Genomic DNA, 16,180 nt, shown 5'->3' with positions numbered 1-16,180 from the left:
ACAAATGTAGTGTAATTGGATAAAAATTGTATATTGGCACTACAAAAAAAATCGAATTATTAACAAAAACAATTAAAAAATGGGGATTTTTTCATTCATTAAAAACGCTGGTGCATCTGTATTCGGCATCGGTAAAACAACAGAAGAAGAAAATGCAGAGAAATCTGGTCAATTAAGAGACGCTATTGCATCTCATCAACTAGAAGTAGCAGATTTATCTATAGAAGTAGATGATGATGCTGTAAAAATTTGGGGAGAAGCAACAGATTTAGCAACAAAAGAAAAAGTAGTTCTTGTTGCTGGTAACACAAACGGTGTTGCATCTGTAGAAGACAATATGTCTGTAAAAGAAGTTGCTGTAGTAGAAGAGGCTTTAATGGCTCAATTTCATACAGTTGCTAAAGGAGACACTTTAGGTAAAATAGCAAAAGAATACTATGGTAACGCAATGAAGTACCCAGTAATTTTTGAGGCAAACAAACCAATGTTGTCTCATCCTGATAAAATTTATCCTGGTCAAGTATTAAGAATACCACCATTGGTAGACTAATTAAAAAACAATCAACCAAATTTAAAAAGGGTTTCAATGTATTTTGAAGCCCTTTTTTTACATCTTATTTTAAAATTTATGTGCAACTTTGCACTACAAATACTAATTAAAAAATAGCATGAACAAAAGAATAGTAGCCTTAATAGCTGTTTGCATTGCAACACTAATTTATGGTGTAAACTATACCATAGCAAAAGAGGTAATGCCTATGTATTTAAAACCGTATGCGTTTATTTTGGTAAGAGTAATCGGTGCTACTGTTATTTTTTGGACAATTGGCTTATTCATCAAAGCTAAAAAAATAGAAAAGCAAGATTACAAGAAAATATTTTTAGCCTCTGTTTTTGGTATTGCAATAAATATGTTGGCTTTTTTTAAAGGGCTTAGCTTAACAACGCCAATTAGCGCCTCTGTAATGATGGTTACTTCGCCAATTATGGTGCTTGTGTTTTCTAGTATTTTAATTAAAAAATCTATTGGTAAATTAAGAATTTTAGGAATTTTTATTGGTCTTATTGGGGCTATTTTACTAATTACTTATGGCAAATCTATTACAGAAAACGCCACCAATACTGGCTTTGGAAACTTTTTGGTATTTATTAATGCCGCTTCTTATGGCCTGTATTTAGTACTGGCTAAAAGTTTAATTGCAAAATACCACCCAATTGTATTTGTAAAATGGCTATATCTCTTTGGTCTTATCTTTGTGGTGCCTTTTGGATATCAAGAAATAAGTGAAGTTGTTTGGCAAGAAATACCCAATACTATTTATTGGAACATTGGCTTTGTTGTAATTTTTACTTCTTGTGTAACGTATCTTTTTAATCTGTATGGTTTATCTAAACTAAAACCAACAACTGTAAGTGTTTTTATTTATTTACAACCCGTAATTGCCACGGTATTTGCGCTTATTGTTGGTAGCGATTCTTTAAGTTTGATAAAAATTGGAGCAACACTACTTATCTTTTGTGGCGTTTATTTGGTTACAAAACAACCTAAAAAACAAACACAAACAACCTAAAAAACCTGTTTTATTCAAAATAACAACTATTTAAAGGGGTAATGGCAGGCTTTCTTTGATTTGAAACTTACATTTAATCAATAAAAACTATCTTTGCAATTCATCTAAAAATGTTTCTTTTATGATTCAATCTATGACAGGTTACGGCAAAGCGGTATTACAATTACCGACTAAAAAAGTAACGATTGAAATAAAATCTTTAAATAGTAAAAATCTAGATTTAAATGTTCGTATTCCTTCTTACTACAAAGAAAAGGAACTAGCCGTTCGAAAAAAACTAGCTAAAGCTTTGGTTCGGGGTAAGGTAGATTTTTCAATTTTTGTAGAAATGACTGCAGATGAAACCTCTACAAGCATTAACAAAGGGGTTGTTAACGAATACATGCAACAACTAAGAAACGTTGTTCAAACCGGCGCTTCTAGTGATGTAGAACTGTTAAAAATGGCAATAAAAATGCCAGATGCGTTAAAAACCGCTCGCGAAGAATTAGATGAAAACGAATGGTTGCTTATTGATAAAAACATCGATACTGCCATTGTAGAAATTGTACAATACAGAAAAGATGAAGCCGCTTCTCTTGAGGTTGATTTTAAAGAAAGAGTTGCTAACATTAGTCGTTACTTAGAAGAAGTAAAAGCCCTAGACGGCGATAGAATTGAAAACGTAAAAACACGTTTAAAGAAAGCTATTGACGATTTAAAAGTAGATACAGACAACAATAGATTTGAGCAAGAATTGATCTATTATCTAGAAAAACTAGATATTAATGAAGAAAAAGTTCGCTTGGCAAATCATTTAGATTATTTTCTAAAAACACTTGCCTCTGAAGACTCTAATGGTAAAAAACTAGGATTTATTATTCAAGAAATTGGCCGTGAGATAAACACAACTGGTTCTAAAGCAAATTTTGCACCGATGCAAAAAGCCGTTATTCAAATGAAAAACGAATTAGAACAAATTAAAGAACAAATATTAAATGTGCTTTAAAATACTTTAAAGCAAGCTGAACTTTTTCAGTTTCTAAATAAAATTAGTTATTAATAAGATGCTGAAAAAGGTTCAGCATAACAAAATTAATTATGAAAGATAATTTTGTAGGTAAATTATTTGTTTTTTCTGCTCCTTCTGGCTCCGGAAAAACAACCATCGTTCGTCATTTATTAAATCAAGAAAAATTTAACTTAGCATTCTCTATTTCTGCTACTTCTAGAGCACCAAGAGGTTTTGAAAAAGAGGGTGAAGATTATTATTTTATTGATTTAAAAGAATTTAAGAATAAAATTAAAGGTGATGAATTTTTAGAGTGGGAAGAAGTTTATAGAGACAATTTTTATGGCACCCTAAAAAGTGAAATAGAACGTATTTGGGCACTAAAAAAACATGTTATTTTTGATATTGATGTGGTAGGCGGACTAAGAATAAAAAAGAAATACCCAGACAAAACACTCTCTGTTTTTGTAAAGCCACCAAGTGTAGATGAGCTAAAAATTAGACTAAAAAAACGTTCTACAGAAAGCGAAGACAAAATAAACATGCGCATAGCAAAAGCTTCGGTAGAATTAGCAACAGCGCCTCAATTTGATAAAATTATTAAAAATTACATTTTAGAAGACGCCTTAAAAGAAGCCGAAGAATTGGTGGGGAATTTTTTAGAATTAAAACAGTAAATAGCATAGAGAGAAAAGAAAATAGATGATAGGGTTTGATAAAAATCTCTTTTCTAGGCTCTTTTTTCTAATATCTTAAAAAATGAGTAAAATCGGATTGTATTTTGGCACTTTCAACCCAATTCATATAGGGCATTTAATTATTGCCAATCATATGGTAGAAAATTCTGATTTAGATGAAATTTGGATGGTAGTAACACCGCACAATCCATTTAAAAAGAAAAGTACTTTGTTAGACAATCATCATCGGTTAGAGATGGTTTTTAAAGCTACAGAAAACTACTTAAAAATTAAACCATCAGACGCAGAATTTAAACTACCACAACCTAATTATACTGTGCATACTTTGGCGCATCTTACAGATCGGTATCCAACTAAAGAATTTTGTCTAATTATGGGAGAAGACAATCTAAAAAGCCTGCATAAATGGAAAAACTACGAAACTATTTTAGAACACCACCACATTTACGTGTACCCTAGAATTTCTGAAGGTAAGGTTGCAACTCAGTTTGATGAACACCTAAAAATTCATAAAATAGCAGCGCCAATTATAGAAATTTCATCTACAATGATTAGAAATGGTATCAAAAACAAAAAAAACATAGAACCACTTTTACCAAATCAGGTTTCGAAATATATTGATGAAATGAATTTTTATAAAAAATAAGTGCACTTAAAAATCGTTGTATCTTTGTTAATAATCAAATAATTTTTTGTGAGTAAAAAAGAGAAAAAAAAGGGAAAACTAAAACAAAAACTAACCGACAAATATCGATTAGTTGTTTTAAATGAAGATACTTTTGAAGAACGTTTTTCTTTAAAACTATCTCGATTAAACGTGTTTGTCTTTGGCGGTATCTTTTCTATTTTGCTAATAACAGCAACCATTTTATTAATTGCTTTTACCCCAATTAGAGATTATATACCTGGGCACTCATCTACTGCCTTAAAAATAAAAACTGCAAAACTTAATTTTACAACCGATTCTTTAAAATTAAAAATTGCCTATCTAGAAAACTATACAAAAGCACTATTACCAGTCTTAACTGGCGAAATTAGTGCAGAAGCAATAGACTCTTTAGCGCCAGAACAAAGGCAACAAAATATAGACGAAAACTTATTAAATGCTTCAAAAGAAGATTCTATTTTTAGAGAAAAAGTAGAAAGCGAAACACTTTTTTCTTTACAAAAAAAGCAACCAACTAATGTTAGTATCGTCTTTTTTGCTCCTTTAAACGGAACCATTACTCAAAATTTTGAATCAAACTCTAAACATTTTGCAGTAGATATTGCTGCTAAAAAAGGAGACCCTGTAAAAGCTACCGCAGACGGAACTGTAATTTTTTCTGGATGGACCACAGAAACCGGTTATGTAATAATTATAAAACATGCTAAAGAATACCTTTCTGTTTATAAACACAACGGAAATCTTTTAAAAGAACAAGGTGATTTTGTAAAATCTGGCGAGGTAATTGCCACCGTAGGTTCTACCGGAGAATTAACCACCGGAGAGCACTTACATTTCGAGCTCTGGAACGGCGGTTATGCTGTAAATCCTTTAAATTTTATAGACTTTAAATAATGAGTATCAAATCTTTTTTTGCAATTCCGTTTGCCAAAATAGCCACAAAAAAAGTGCTAAAATGGGCAAATAATCCACATAAAACCCAAGATAAAGTTTTTAAAAATTTAATTGCTAAAGGGTGTAAAACTACTTTTGGTAAAGACCATAACTTTGATAGCATTACCAATTATGGCGACTTTAAAAAAAATGTTCCTATTACAGATTATGAAGGCTTAAAACCCTACGTAGACAAAATGGTTGCTGGCGAAAGCAATGTTTTATGGCCTGGCAAACCTTTGTATTACGCAAAAACATCTGGCACAACCTCTGGCGCAAAATACATACCCATTACCAAAGAATCGATGCCAACGCATATTACCGCAGCAAAAAATGCATTGCTTTTTTACATTGTTGAAAAAAATGATGCCAGCTTTGTAAACGGTAAAATGATTTTTTTACAAGGAAGCCCTGTTTTAGAGGACAAAAATGGCGTTAAATTAGGTCGATTAAGTGGTATTGCGGCTCATTATGTACCTAACTATTTACTAAAAAATCGTTTACCAACCTGGAAAACCAATTGTATTGAAGATTGGGATACCAAGGTAAATGCTATTGTAAAAGAAACCGTACATGAAAACATGTCTGTAATTAGTGGCATCCCTTCTTGGGTGCAAATGTATTTCGAAAAGCTAATTGAAAAAACAGGTAAAAGTATTTCTGAGTTGTTCCCGAATTTTAATTTCTTTATTTATGGTGGCGTTAATTTTGATCCATATAAAAATAAATTCGAGAGTTTAATTGGTAAAAAAATAGATTATATAGAGTTGTATCCTGCATCCGAAGGCTTTATTGCTTATCAAGATTCGCAAACCGAAAAAGGAATGCTGTTACAATTAGATTCGGGTATTTTTTACGAATTTATACCTGCCAAAGAGTTTTTTGATGAAAAGCCGACAAGAATTTCATTGAAAGAGGTAAAAGTGGGTGTTAATTATGTAATTATCTTAAATACAACGGCTGGTTTATGGGGTTATAATATTGGCGATACTGTAATGTTTACCAACACAAAACCTTACAGAATTAAAGTAACTGGCAGAATTAAGCATTTTATCTCTGCCTTTGGCGAACACGTAATTGGTAAAGAGGTAGAAAAAGCGTTAAATGATGCCATAAAAGGCACACCAATCAATATTAGCGAATTTACTGTGGCGCCTCAAGTAAATCCAGAAAACGGATTGCCTTATCATGAGTGGTTTATCGAATTTGAAAATGAACCTGATGATATCGATGAGTTTGCCGCTAAAATAGATGCTTCTATGCAAGCACAAAATATTTATTATTTCGATTTAATTGAAGGAAAAGTATTAAAACCGCTGGTTATCTCTAAAGTAAAAAAAGGAGGTTTTCATGCGTATATGAAATCGATTGGTAAGTTTGGCGGTCAAAACAAAATTCCGCAATTGTCTGATAACAGAAAAATTGCAACAGTTTTACAAGAATTTTTAATTGAAAAATAACAAAACACTATGGGAGGAGATTATTTATTTATAGGATTGGCAATAGCATTGGTTATTGTGTACTTTTACAACAAATTTAGAAACAGACGTTAATGAGCACGATAAGAATTACCAAAAAATTTACTTTCGAAACCGGTCATGCATTATATGGCTATGATGGCAAATGCAAAAATGTACACGGCCACTCTTACCAACTATTTGTTACCGTTTCTGGACAGCCAATAAGCGATCAAAAAAATGTAAAATTTGGAATGGTTATAGACTTTGGCGATCTAAAAAAAATTGTAAACGAAGAGATTGTTAATGTTTTTGACCATGCCACCGTATTTAACAAAAACACACCACATGTAGAACTGGCAAAAGAATTATTAGACAGAGGCCATGAAGTTTTACTAGTAGATTACCAACCAACAAGCGAAATGATGGTAATTGATTTTGCAGAGAAAATTAAAAAAAGATTGCCAAAAAACATTGCGCTACATTCCTTAAAATTACAAGAAACTGCTACCAGTTATGCAGAATGGTTTGCTAGCGAAAATAACTAAAATACTATTTTATTAAAAACGTAACGTTTATTTTTATCTCTCTCATACGTTTGTCTAACTGACTGGTTCTAGTTGTAAATATATTGTCTTTAGGGATTTTAAGGGCATCAGAAAGTTCAAATTTTAAGTCTTTTAAAACGCGTTCTCTTCGTTTGTTTATGGTAATATAGTTGTCTTCTTTAAGATCTTCAGACAAAACATCACTTAACTCTTGCAACGGAAAAAAGGTGTTTTCATGCGATATAAAAACTTTTAAAACCGCAGCATTTAAAGGCGATAACTTTAAAGGACTCTTTTTATACCCTACAAAAAGATTGTTTTTATGGTAATATGTTAATTGGTTTTTAGTTTCTTTAACTCTTTTTATCCATTTTATAGTTAAAAATACCAACAAACAAACTAGGCTTAATATACCTAAGTATTTTAATATTTGCGTACCTGTTTCGTCTACATATAATGGGGTTTCGCTCAATAAATTGCCTCTAAAATCTGAATACAATTCACTATTCGCTATGTTTTTATTATTGCTAAAATAAACATAGCTCACTTTATCTGAAGTAGGATGAAAGATGAGTGCCTTAATATTTTTAAAGTTTCTAATTTCAAAGGTTTTTACTGTATTCTTAAAAAGATCAATTTCATAGATTTTAGAAGTAACGTATACAATTGTCTGCTGCCTGGTAAATTGCTGACCAGTAATTTGTGTAGAAGTAAATACAGGTAACTTTGTATTGTATTTTTTTTCTTTAAACCAGGTAAAAGTATTCAAATCTAAGCGCCAAACATAAGGATCTTCAATAGTCTTTTTTTTATTTAATGCATAATTTTCATAAACACCATCTAAAATATATAAGTCCGAACCTTTTTTCACAGAAAAAGACTGATACCTGGGAACAAGTTTAGCAGTATTTTTATAATATTTTAACAACCATTCATTCCCTACAAAATCGTAATAAGTAAGTATATTTTTGTGCGTAAACAAACCATATCCACCCCATAAATAAATGTTTTTATTGTGTACAAAGGGCACGGCTCCATATTGGTTCTGGTGTCTAAAAGATTTGTCAATACGTTTAAACTTTTTATTTGCGTAAGAGATTACTACGCCACAGCCGCTGTCTACCAAATAATTGATACTATCTAATTGAAGTTGATAGTTACCATAATCAATTACCGAAAAATCATTAGGGAATTGTGTTTTAAAATGGTTGTTAAAATCAAACCCAGAAACTGCCATAGAATCATTATAAACCAATACCGGTTCTTTGGTAACTGCATCTTCGAACAGTAAATAGTCATTATTTATGTTAAAATTAGTTTGAGAATGACCAATAAAACAACAAAAAAGCAATATATAAAAAAAGAATGCTTTAGGGGATGTAAAATTCCTCATAATATTTATTAAAAGTCTAATTTATAGCTTTTTAAAATTTTATAACGCTGTAAAAATACACTTTTTTTTTAAGGATAAAAAATATGCGAAATTATGATGTCGTATAATTTTTTGAGAAAATAATAGATTTAAATCTAAATTTGAAAATATTTTAAAATGTATTTCAATGAAAAAATTTGTTTTACTGCTTTTTTTAGAACTTTTTTTGAGTCCTTTTTTTTATGGTCAAATTTTAACCATTAATTCAGGAGCTTCTATTTCTGTTGCTTCTGGTAGCGCTATTACTTTAGACGGATTAGAAATAGCACCTTCTGAGGCTTATGAAATTCTTGGCAACAACAATGTTTATAGATCTGTTACTGCTGTTAGTAACAACAGCAACACCTCTGTGTCTAGGGTTTATAATACGCTAAACTTACTTACTAATTTTAAAGGTACGTTAACCTTTTCTTATTTAGAAGACGAGCTGAATGATATTACTGAAAGTGATCTGGTTTTACAGTTAAAAGGAGAAGATGATCGTTGGGTTTCTTATGCTGCAAATGTAAATGAAACACAAAATACAGTAAGCTACACTTTTAACGAAGCCGTCTCATTTAAATCTGTAACCGCGGGTGCCGCAGACGCTTCACTTAGTATAGAAGACGCAAACACAATAAACCACAATTTTGTAGTATATCCGAATCCTACAGCCAATAAAATATTTATAAAAGCAGATAATTTGCTACAAGCAGAATTATTTGATATAAACGGAAGAAAAGTAGGTAGTACTAAAAATAATCAATTAAACATGAGCCATTTAAGTATAGGTTCATATATTTTAAGAATAAAAACAGAAAAAAAAGCAGTAAAATCTATTAAAATTATCAAGTTATGAAACGTATTTTATTAATATTATTTTTCTTTTCTTTTGTAATTTCAGTTACAAAAGCACAAGAAATACCCTCTAACATTCCTACAGATGGTTTGGTTGCTTATTATCCTTTTAATGGTAATGCCAATGATGAAAGTGGTAATGGAAACAATGGAACTGTTAATGGCAATGTTATTCTTTCAGAGAATAGGAATGGAAATTTAATTTCTGCTTATGATTGGCCAAACAGTAATTCTGGCTTTTCTTCTTCGGCATATATTTCTCTACCTAATTTATCATCTGCTTTTACAAATGGTTTATTTTCAATTTCATTATGGGTGATGAAATACCCAAACCCTACTAATGCAGACCCGAGGATCTTGGGTATTGGTGAGAGTGGACTAATTTTCGATAGGAGTACAAGCAGTATTAAAGTCTATTTAGGATTAGGTTTAGATGTTAAATCTAATCCAGTTGGGGAAAATCAGTGGGCTCACATCGTGTATACGAATAATGGAGAATCTGGTCAATCATTTTTTTATTTGAATGGAAATTTAATCCATCAGAGAACCACAACTCCTAAGTTAGCTATTGTTTCCAATACCAGTAAACCTTGGGAATTAGGTAGGAAATCTACTTCAGCTTTTAATGGTTTTGGTGGTAAACTTGACGACATTGGCATCTGGAACCGAGTATTATCAGAGCAAGAAATCCAGAATCTTTACAATTCGTCATCTACGAATGGTGGTGATATTTTACTAAATGGCACCGTAAGTGCAGAAAATAATCAAATAAAAAATGTTGCAGACCCTACTGATGCTCAAGATGCGGTTACTTTATCTCTTTTGCTAAGTAAAATAGAAGGGTTACAAGATCAAATTGATGCTCTACAAACTCAATCAAACTCTGGAACTTTAACTGATCAAGACGGAAATAGTTATCCATACTTAACTATTAAAGATCAAACTTGGACGGTTAAAAATGCTGAAATAGCTACCTATAGAGATGGCACTCCTATACCACAAGTTACAGACGATACAGAATGGTCTAATCTTACCACAGGTGCTTGGTGTTATTATGACAATGATCCAACCAAAGAGAAATTATACAATTGGTATGCAGTAATGGGGATTCACGATAATGATGAAAATACTCCAAATAAAGAATTTGCACCAGAAGGTTGGCATGTGCCAAGTGATACGGAATGGACAACTTTAGAAGATTATCTAATTGGCAATGGTTATAATTATGATGGTACAACTACTGGTAACAAAATAGCCAAAGCAATGGCGTCTGTAACTGGTTGGAATAACTCAACTACTGAAGGAGCTGTTGGTAATAATCAAAACACTAATAATAGTAGCGGTTTTAATGGTTTACCAATCGGCTACTGTAATAACAATGGTTTGTTCGGAGGTAAAAGTATTGATGCTTACTTTTGGAGTTCTTCTGAGTTCAATTCAGATACAGCGTGGTACAGTCTTCTATTCAATAATAATAGTAATCATATAATAGATCACTACTTTTCTAAAAAATCAGGATTCTCAGTCCGTTTTGTTAGAAATTAACTTTAAAAATTTCAAATGAAAATTATTCTACTATAAAATCAGTAATCAAAAACTAATTCTTACCTGTAGAATAAACAATTTAAACAATAAAAAATCCAGAAACTAAAAAGTTTCTATACAAATTTAGGGGAAAGTTGATCATTGAAAAAGAAAAAATAACGAGCCTTCTATTCATTTAGAGGGCTTTCCCTTTTTATAAAATGAGTGTCTTATTAAAATAAAAAAAGCCACTTATTTATGGCATTCATAATTAAAACTTATCTTTGAAAAAAAAACATATGAAACTATTAAACCCCTTTATTATTTTACTTGTTTCGGTTATAATAACAAGTTGTAGCAGTAGTAATAACAATGATGCTCCGTATGTATTAACTACAGAAAACATTGCGGGTACCTATGAGGTAACTAATTTTAATATTGATACAAAGGTAACCTCTGCAACAGAAGTAGCAGGTGTTTTGGTTCCTTTTCCGGTAGCTACCTCTACTAGTAACGGAGATACTTTTCAAATAGATTTTACACTAAATACAGACGGTACCTTTACAGCTATTGGGCAATACAGAGTTATTACTGTGGTTACCCCTGCTGTTGGTAGTGCCATTACAGATACTACTATTTTATTGATAGATGAAGCTGGTACTTACCAAGTAGATGCAGATACCTATACTTTACAAATTTCGGCTTCTAATGATGGTTTTTTACAAGGTAATTTTACCATTGTAACTTTTAATGAAGACACTGTTATTTTAAAACAAGAGACAGAAGAAGTAATTGATACTGTTACTACCGAAATTGAAACAAATATTAGCTTTGTAAGAAACTAGAGTTGCTCTTGTTACTTTCCGTTAAAAGTGTTCATGGTATTGTTTAGGCCATCGGTGCCAAAAGTAGTTACTACTTTTGCTGCAATTGGTAAACGCTCTATTAATTGGCTGGTTTCTTCTTTAAGCCATTTGCCTAAAACAAAATCTGCTTGTCGTCCTCTAGAATAATTACCACCAACACCAAAACGAAAACGTGCATATTGTTGGGTGTTTAATTTTTCTTGAATGTCTTTTAAACCGTTGTGCCCACCAGCAGATCCTTTTGCTTTTACTCGAATAGAACCAAAATCGATATGTACATCATCGGTAACCACTAGAAGGTTTTCTAAAGCAATGTTTTCTTGTTGTAACCAATATTTTACCGCTTTGCCACTTAAGTTCATGTAAGTACTTGGTTTTAATAAAATAAACGTTTTGCCTTTGTGTCTAAAGGTAGCAATGTCTCCCAATTTTTGAGTTTCAAAACTAGCTTGGTGCTCTTCGGCAAGTGCTTCTAAAATTTGAAAGCCAATATTATGACGTGTATTCTTGTAATCATCGCCAATATTACCCAAACCCACTATTAAAAATTTTTTCATCAATACGTTTTTAGCGTCTCTTTTAGGTGTTATTTTATTTAAAAAAGAGCGTTTTTTAAATCTTCTTCAAAAATAAGAAGAATTAACCAATTACAATTAGCTGTGGTGATACATATAGTTTTGGCATAAAAAAAAGCGTTACAAAACTGTAACGCTTTTTTAATACTATAATAAAATTTATTCTGCAGCAGTTTCTGTTGCAGCTTCTGCAGTTTCTTCTTCTGTTTCTTCTTCTTCGTCTGCTGTTGCGTTACGAGAAGTTCTAACTTGAACAACTACGGTGTTATCTGGGTGCATAAAAGTATAGTCGTCATTAAAAAGAGACGTAACTAATAATTTATTTCCTATTCTTAATTTAGAAATGTCTGCATTAACAAAATCTGGTAGGTTAGCAGGTAATGCTTTTACTTTTAATTTACGGTTTGTAAAACGTAAAGAACCACCGTTTAATACCCCTGGAGAAGTACCAACTAATTTTACAGGTATTTTCATAGTAATTTCTTTATCATCAAATAATTGATAAAAATCTACATGAATAATTTTGTCTGTAACTGGGTGAAACTGAATGTCTTGTAAAATTGCAGGTATTTTTTTTCCATCAACCTCAATACTTGCAGTATAGACGTTTGGAGTGAATACCAAATTTTTAAACGCTTTTTCTTCTGCTGAAAAGTGTATTGGGTTTTCTCCTCCGTATATAACGCAAGGAACCATACCAGCATTACGTAAGGCTTTGGTAGCTACCTTGCCCACGCTTTCTCTTTTTGATCCTTTAATTGTAATTGATTTCATTACTTTTTGTTTAAATTTTGTCCGTTTTTTATGTTGGACAGTTTACATTAAAAATTTTCCACTAATTGAAGTATTGTCTTGCACTTTGTGCATAACATCTGCAAATAATGGCGCGCAAGATACAACTTTTATTTTAGATGTCTCCTTTTTTAACGGAATTGTGTCTGATACAATTAATTCTGTTAACCCAGAGTTTTCTATCTTATCGTATGCGCCACCAGAAAGTATTGGGTGTGTACAGATTGCTCTTACACTTAACGCACCTCTTTCCATCATTAAATCAGCGGCATGTGCTAGCGTACCACCAGTATCTATCATATCATCAACCAAAATAACATTTTTGCCTTTTACATCGCCAATAAGTTCCATATGAGAGATTACATTGGCTTTTTTACGTTGTTTGTAGCAAATTACTACATCAGAATGTAAATGTTTAGAGTAGGCATAAGCTCTTTTAGAACCACCCATATCTGGCGATGCAATGGTTAAGTTTTCTAATTGTAAGCTTTTTATATAAGGCATAAAAATAGTAGACGCAAATAAATGATCTACTGGTTTTTCGAAAAATCCTTGTATTTGATCTGCATGCAAATCCATTGTCATAATTCTGGTAGCCCCTGCAGATTCTAATAATTTTGCTACTAATTTTGCGCCAATTGCAACTCTTGGTTGGTCTTTTCTGTCTTGTCTTGCCCAACCAAAATAAGGCATTACTGCTGTTATATGTCTTGCAGAAGCTCTTTTTGCCGCATCACACATCAATAACATTTCCATTAAATTATCTGCGTTCGGAAACGTAGAACCAATAATAAACACACGTCTTCCTCGGACAGATTCTTCGAAAGCTGGCTGAAACTCGCCATCACTAAAGTAAGTTGTTTTTACTTTTCCTAATGTTGTGTTGTATTCTTTGGCTATGTTTTCTGCTAAAACAGTGCTTTGTCTGCAAGCAAAAAGTTTTGGTGTTAATTGATTTGTAGGCATTTAGTTGTAATTTTTGTTGTGTTGTTGTTTGATGACAAAAGTAGAAATTATTTATTGACTTTGATATTTATTTATAGACTTTAAAATAAAATATTTTAATACATTTGCAACCTACTAAAAAAGTTCAAGAATCAAGAATCAAGAATCAAGAATCAAGAATCAAGAATCAAGAACTGAGAATTGAGATGTAGATATTGCTCGAGTGCCTGCCTGTCGGCAGACAGGGCGGAATTGGTAGACCTGTCTTCCGACAGGCAGGCGCGCTAATACAAGTATATATGTTTTATGTTTATGCCATTTCTAGTAAAGACAAAAATTATATATATGTTGGTTTAACTTCAAATCTAAAAGAAAGATTGAAGAGACATAATGGGTTAAGAGAAAGAACTACAAAGTTTTATGCTCCTTTTAAATTATTATACTCTGAACAAGTAAAAACCAGGATTGAAGCAAGAGTGAGAGAAAAATATTGGAAATCTGGTGTAGGAAAAGAAAAATTACGTTCTTTGCGAGACACTATGTAAATTGCTCGAGTGGCGGAATTGGTAGACGCGCTGGATTCAAAATCCAGTTTTTTCGGAAGTGTGGGTTCGATTCCCACCTCGAGTACTGTAAACCCTTTAAAACCGTTGTTTTTAAAGGGTTTTTTAATTTTTGGGTGGAGAATTAGTCATATCTTATTTATCAATTCGGTTTTAAGCCAGTTAAAGGCTTCTTCTTGATTGTATTCTACCCCTGTTCTTAATAGAGCTTCCATATCTCCTGTGAAGTCTGGATCTTGCTCTTTTTCTTCAATATTTAATAAAAATTCTTTTTGACTTGGTGGTCTGTTTCCTGTAGAAAAAATTGTGTATTCTTTAAAGCATTGTATAATTTGGTCTATGTCTAATTCCATATTTAACCTAGAATAATCTAAATCGAATAAATCTCTTCCTTTACTGCGTTGGTATAAGGCACGTAACTTTGTACCTAATAATTCGTTAATACTATAGGTTTTAATTATAGATTTCCCAGAAAACCATTCGCTTTCTACTTCGAAAGGAAAATCTACCCAATCCAAAACATTAAAATGCTCTTTACAATTAATTTCTAATTTTAAACGCAACCTAATAGCTTCATATTCTGATGTAAAACGATAAGTTGCTTTTGCTCCGTGTCCTTTTACTTGCGTTCTTCTTGGCTCTTCAAAAAAGGTAACAACCTCTTTAATGCGTTCCATTATTGGCTTTATAGGGCCTGGTTTAATTTGAACCAAATCGATATCCTCGGAATATCTTGGAGCTGGGTTTAAATACAACTTATGTAAAGCTGTACCACCTCTAAAAGCTAAGTTTTCACGTAAAAAATCATCAGAAAATATTTCCACCAATGCTCTACTAATTACAAGGTCTTGTTCTACTTGATAAAACTGTTTCCAAGGTGCCTGTTCTTGCCATTTTGCTATGTAAGGCTTCGGAATCATAAATCGCTTTCTAGTTTAATATTTATATCTACTTTCCAATAATTATCTACCGCACCTGCTTTCTGTTTTGATTTTGGGCTTAATAATACCGGAAAGTATTTCGATTTTTTTAAGTGTTGCATTATTGGTTCTAAAATAAATTCCTCTACTCCCAAATCTTCTAATAAAAACCCAAATCTTTGTAAAGTACTTTTATATGGATACCAACTCAATAATTCTTTGATGTCATTTTTAGTGATTTCTTCGGATAACTCTTCCAAAATGGCTAACATTCTATTAATTCCGCCTAACTTATTATGATGATGAATTAAATCGACTGCTGTTAGTGCAGGACTTGAAATTTTAAAAATTCCTGCATCCGATTTTTTTTCTATAATGTTTTTTGATGGCCATTTTGAAGTTGTGAAAAAATAGATATCGTTCCCTTTTTTTGTAATATCTAGCAAGGTTGGTTTTATAGTTACTATATATTCTCTTTGTATTTGCTGATGGCTAGCTCCGTGAAATTTTGCAGCAGAATATAAACCTACATAATAGGGTCTATCTATAAACTTAAATAGTTTATTTACATATAACTCAAGTGGCAACTTTCCAAATTTTGTATACCTTGGAGGAATAATTAAATAAAACCCTTTTCGTAAAGAAATTATCTCTCCCTTTTTAACAAGATAAGATAAGTCTGTAGTTAGTTGTGATTTCTCTTTTTTACTAACAGAGTGCAGTTCTTCTTTTGAAAATGAATATTCTTCAAATGAAAGACGCTCTTTTATGAAATCTGATAAAAACAAATTATAGTAATTTTCCGATAAATTTAGTGAATTTTACTAATAATCTCGCATTTATACTATTTAGTTTTTGATT

Annotated in this window: 18 protein-coding genes and 1 tRNA gene; 13 read left to right on the top strand and 6 right to left on the bottom strand. The window is 31.7% G+C overall.

Annotated features, from left to right (window positions below; genetic code table 11):
* Positions 1–79 precede the first annotated feature (79 nt).
* From lysM to Q0678_RS05085, 8 genes are all read left to right on the top strand, one after another.
* The gene (lysM, locus tag Q0678_RS05120) at positions 80–550 is read left to right on the top strand and encodes a peptidoglycan-binding protein LysM (protein WP_299054836.1); all 471 of its coding nucleotides are present in this window, start codon (positions 80–82) and stop codon (positions 548–550) included.
* 118 nt (positions 551–668) lie between these two features.
* Positions 669–1,571 (top strand): DMT family transporter, encoded by a 903-nt coding sequence (locus Q0678_RS05115; RefSeq protein ID WP_299054834.1) that lies wholly within the window; start codon positions 669–671, stop codon positions 1,569–1,571.
* Positions 1,572–1,704: 133 nt separating this feature from the next.
* On the top strand, positions 1,705–2,559 hold the full coding sequence (locus Q0678_RS05110) for a DUF1732 domain-containing protein (protein ID WP_299054979.1): 855 nt from the start codon (positions 1,705–1,707) through the stop codon (positions 2,557–2,559).
* A gap of 92 nt (positions 2,560–2,651) precedes the next feature.
* Entirely contained in the window at positions 2,652–3,239 is a 588-nt protein-coding gene (gene gmk / locus Q0678_RS05105) for a guanylate kinase (RefSeq protein ID WP_299054828.1), read from the top strand.
* 82 nt (positions 3,240–3,321) lie between these two features.
* Complete coding sequence (nadD, locus tag Q0678_RS05100) at positions 3,322–3,906, top strand: nicotinate (nicotinamide) nucleotide adenylyltransferase (RefSeq protein ID WP_299054825.1); 585 nt, start codon at positions 3,322–3,324, stop codon at positions 3,904–3,906.
* 48 nt (positions 3,907–3,954) lie between these two features.
* Positions 3,955–4,821: a M23 family metallopeptidase gene (locus tag Q0678_RS05095; protein ID WP_299054823.1), complete on the top strand. Its 867-nt coding sequence runs from the start codon at positions 3,955–3,957 to the stop codon at positions 4,819–4,821.
* The gene (locus Q0678_RS05090) at positions 4,821–6,320 is read left to right on the top strand and encodes a GH3 auxin-responsive promoter family protein (RefSeq protein ID WP_299054820.1); all 1,500 of its coding nucleotides are present in this window, start codon (positions 4,821–4,823) and stop codon (positions 6,318–6,320) included. Before Q0678_RS05095 ends, Q0678_RS05090 begins: the two co-directional genes overlap by 1 nt.
* A 92-nt stretch (positions 6,321–6,412) precedes the next feature.
* Positions 6,413–6,865: a 6-carboxytetrahydropterin synthase gene (locus Q0678_RS05085; RefSeq protein WP_299054817.1), complete on the top strand. Its 453-nt coding sequence runs from the start codon at positions 6,413–6,415 to the stop codon at positions 6,863–6,865.
* Positions 6,866–6,869: 4 nt separating this feature from the next.
* Here Q0678_RS05085 and Q0678_RS05080 read toward each other — a convergent pair whose 3' ends face one another.
* The gene (locus Q0678_RS05080) at positions 6,870–8,258 is read right to left on the bottom strand and encodes a hypothetical protein (RefSeq protein ID WP_299054813.1); all 1,389 of its coding nucleotides are present in this window, start codon (positions 8,256–8,258) and stop codon (positions 6,870–6,872) included.
* A gap of 166 nt (positions 8,259–8,424) precedes the next feature.
* Here Q0678_RS05080 and Q0678_RS05075 point away from each other — a divergent pair, with 166 nt between their 5' ends.
* The 3 genes from Q0678_RS05075 to Q0678_RS05065 all read left to right on the top strand — a co-directional run bounded on the left by Q0678_RS05075 (position 8,425) and on the right by Q0678_RS05065 (position 11,503).
* Complete coding sequence (locus Q0678_RS05075; protein ID WP_299054810.1) at positions 8,425–9,135, top strand: T9SS type A sorting domain-containing protein; 711 nt, start codon at positions 8,425–8,427, stop codon at positions 9,133–9,135.
* Positions 9,132–10,679 carry an FISUMP domain-containing protein gene (locus Q0678_RS05070; protein ID WP_299054808.1) on the top strand — a complete coding sequence of 516 codons (1,548 nt, stop codon included), beginning with the start codon at positions 9,132–9,134 and terminating at the stop codon, positions 10,677–10,679. The genes Q0678_RS05075 and Q0678_RS05070 overlap by 4 nt, the downstream gene beginning before the upstream one ends.
* Positions 10,680–10,957: 278 nt before the next feature.
* Complete coding sequence (locus Q0678_RS05065) at positions 10,958–11,503, top strand: hypothetical protein (RefSeq protein WP_299054807.1); 546 nt, start codon at positions 10,958–10,960, stop codon at positions 11,501–11,503.
* An 11-nt stretch (positions 11,504–11,514) separates the two neighbouring features.
* On the opposite strand, the gene pth is transcribed toward Q0678_RS05065, so the two are convergent.
* The 3 genes from pth to Q0678_RS05050 form a co-directional block, all read right to left on the bottom strand.
* A complete protein-coding gene (gene pth / locus Q0678_RS05060; protein ID WP_299054803.1) occupies positions 11,515–12,081 on the bottom strand; it encodes an aminoacyl-tRNA hydrolase in 567 nt (188 codons plus the stop codon).
* A 177-nt stretch (positions 12,082–12,258) separates the two neighbouring features.
* Positions 12,259–12,873: a 50S ribosomal protein L25/general stress protein Ctc gene (locus tag Q0678_RS05055; RefSeq protein ID WP_299054800.1), complete on the bottom strand. Its 615-nt coding sequence runs from the start codon at positions 12,871–12,873 to the stop codon at positions 12,259–12,261.
* A 42-nt stretch (positions 12,874–12,915) separates the two neighbouring features.
* Entirely contained in the window at positions 12,916–13,857 is a 942-nt protein-coding gene (locus Q0678_RS05050; RefSeq protein ID WP_299054798.1) for a ribose-phosphate pyrophosphokinase, read from the bottom strand.
* A gap of 194 nt (positions 13,858–14,051) precedes the next feature.
* On the opposite strand from Q0678_RS05050, the gene Q0678_RS05045 reads away from it, so the two are divergent.
* Both Q0678_RS05045 and Q0678_RS05040 read left to right on the top strand, forming a co-directional pair.
* Entirely contained in the window at positions 14,052–14,381 is a 330-nt protein-coding gene (locus Q0678_RS05045; RefSeq protein WP_299054795.1) for a GIY-YIG nuclease family protein, read from the top strand.
* A gap of 3 nt (positions 14,382–14,384) precedes the next feature.
* Positions 14,385–14,466 (top strand) — tRNA-Leu (locus tag Q0678_RS05040).
* Between the two features lie 61 nt (positions 14,467–14,527).
* Here the strand turns inward: Q0678_RS05040 and Q0678_RS05035 are convergent.
* Both Q0678_RS05035 and Q0678_RS05030 read right to left on the bottom strand, forming a co-directional pair.
* The gene (locus tag Q0678_RS05035; RefSeq protein WP_299054792.1) at positions 14,528–15,319 is read right to left on the bottom strand and encodes a nucleotidyl transferase AbiEii/AbiGii toxin family protein; all 792 of its coding nucleotides are present in this window, start codon (positions 15,317–15,319) and stop codon (positions 14,528–14,530) included.
* Positions 15,316–16,107, bottom strand: coding sequence for a type IV toxin-antitoxin system AbiEi family antitoxin (locus Q0678_RS05030; RefSeq protein ID WP_299054788.1), 792 nt, complete (start codon positions 16,105–16,107; stop codon positions 15,316–15,318). The genes Q0678_RS05035 and Q0678_RS05030 overlap by 4 nt, the downstream gene beginning before the upstream one ends.
* Positions 16,108–16,180 lie beyond the last annotated feature (73 nt).

The organism is uncultured Polaribacter sp. (assembly GCF_947497125.1).
Lineage (GTDB): Bacteria > Bacteroidota > Bacteroidia > Flavobacteriales > Flavobacteriaceae > Polaribacter.
Note: the sequence above shows the minus strand (reverse complement) of the source record. Positions and strands in the feature narration are given on the sequence as shown.

What these genes read in the sequence shown, in the direction of transcription:
- lysM (WP_299054836.1), top strand. Translation starts at nt 80, where the DNA reads ATGGGGATTTTTTCATTCATTAAAAACGCTGGTGCATCTGTATTCGGC.
- Q0678_RS05110 (WP_299054979.1), top strand. Translation starts at nt 1,705, where the DNA reads ATGACAGGTTACGGCAAAGCGGTATTACAATTACCGACTAAAAAAGTA.
- Q0678_RS05115 (WP_299054834.1), top strand. Translation starts at nt 669, where the DNA reads ATGAACAAAAGAATAGTAGCCTTAATAGCTGTTTGCATTGCAACACTA.
- Q0678_RS05055 (WP_299054800.1), bottom strand. Translation starts at nt 12,873, where the DNA reads ATGAAATCAATTACAATTAAAGGATCAAAAAGAGAAAGCGTGGGCAAG.
- pth (WP_299054803.1), bottom strand. Translation starts at nt 12,081, where the DNA reads ATGAAAAAATTTTTAATAGTGGGTTTGGGTAATATTGGCGATGATTAC.
- gmk (WP_299054828.1), top strand. Translation starts at nt 2,652, where the DNA reads ATGAAAGATAATTTTGTAGGTAAATTATTTGTTTTTTCTGCTCCTTCT.
- nadD (WP_299054825.1), top strand. Translation starts at nt 3,322, where the DNA reads ATGAGTAAAATCGGATTGTATTTTGGCACTTTCAACCCAATTCATATA.
- Q0678_RS05070 (WP_299054808.1), top strand. Translation starts at nt 9,132, where the DNA reads ATGAAACGTATTTTATTAATATTATTTTTCTTTTCTTTTGTAATTTCA.
- Q0678_RS05085 (WP_299054817.1), top strand. Translation starts at nt 6,413, where the DNA reads ATGAGCACGATAAGAATTACCAAAAAATTTACTTTCGAAACCGGTCAT.
- Q0678_RS05080 (WP_299054813.1), bottom strand. Translation starts at nt 8,258, where the DNA reads ATGAGGAATTTTACATCCCCTAAAGCATTCTTTTTTTATATATTGCTT.
- Q0678_RS05075 (WP_299054810.1), top strand. Translation starts at nt 8,425, where the DNA reads ATGAAAAAATTTGTTTTACTGCTTTTTTTAGAACTTTTTTTGAGTCCT.
- Q0678_RS05050 (WP_299054798.1), bottom strand. Translation starts at nt 13,857, where the DNA reads ATGCCTACAAATCAATTAACACCAAAACTTTTTGCTTGCAGACAAAGC.
- Q0678_RS05065 (WP_299054807.1), top strand. Translation starts at nt 10,958, where the DNA reads ATGAAACTATTAAACCCCTTTATTATTTTACTTGTTTCGGTTATAATA.
- Q0678_RS05035 (WP_299054792.1), bottom strand. Translation starts at nt 15,319, where the DNA reads ATGATTCCGAAGCCTTACATAGCAAAATGGCAAGAACAGGCACCTTGG.
- Q0678_RS05090 (WP_299054820.1), top strand. Translation starts at nt 4,821, where the DNA reads ATGAGTATCAAATCTTTTTTTGCAATTCCGTTTGCCAAAATAGCCACA.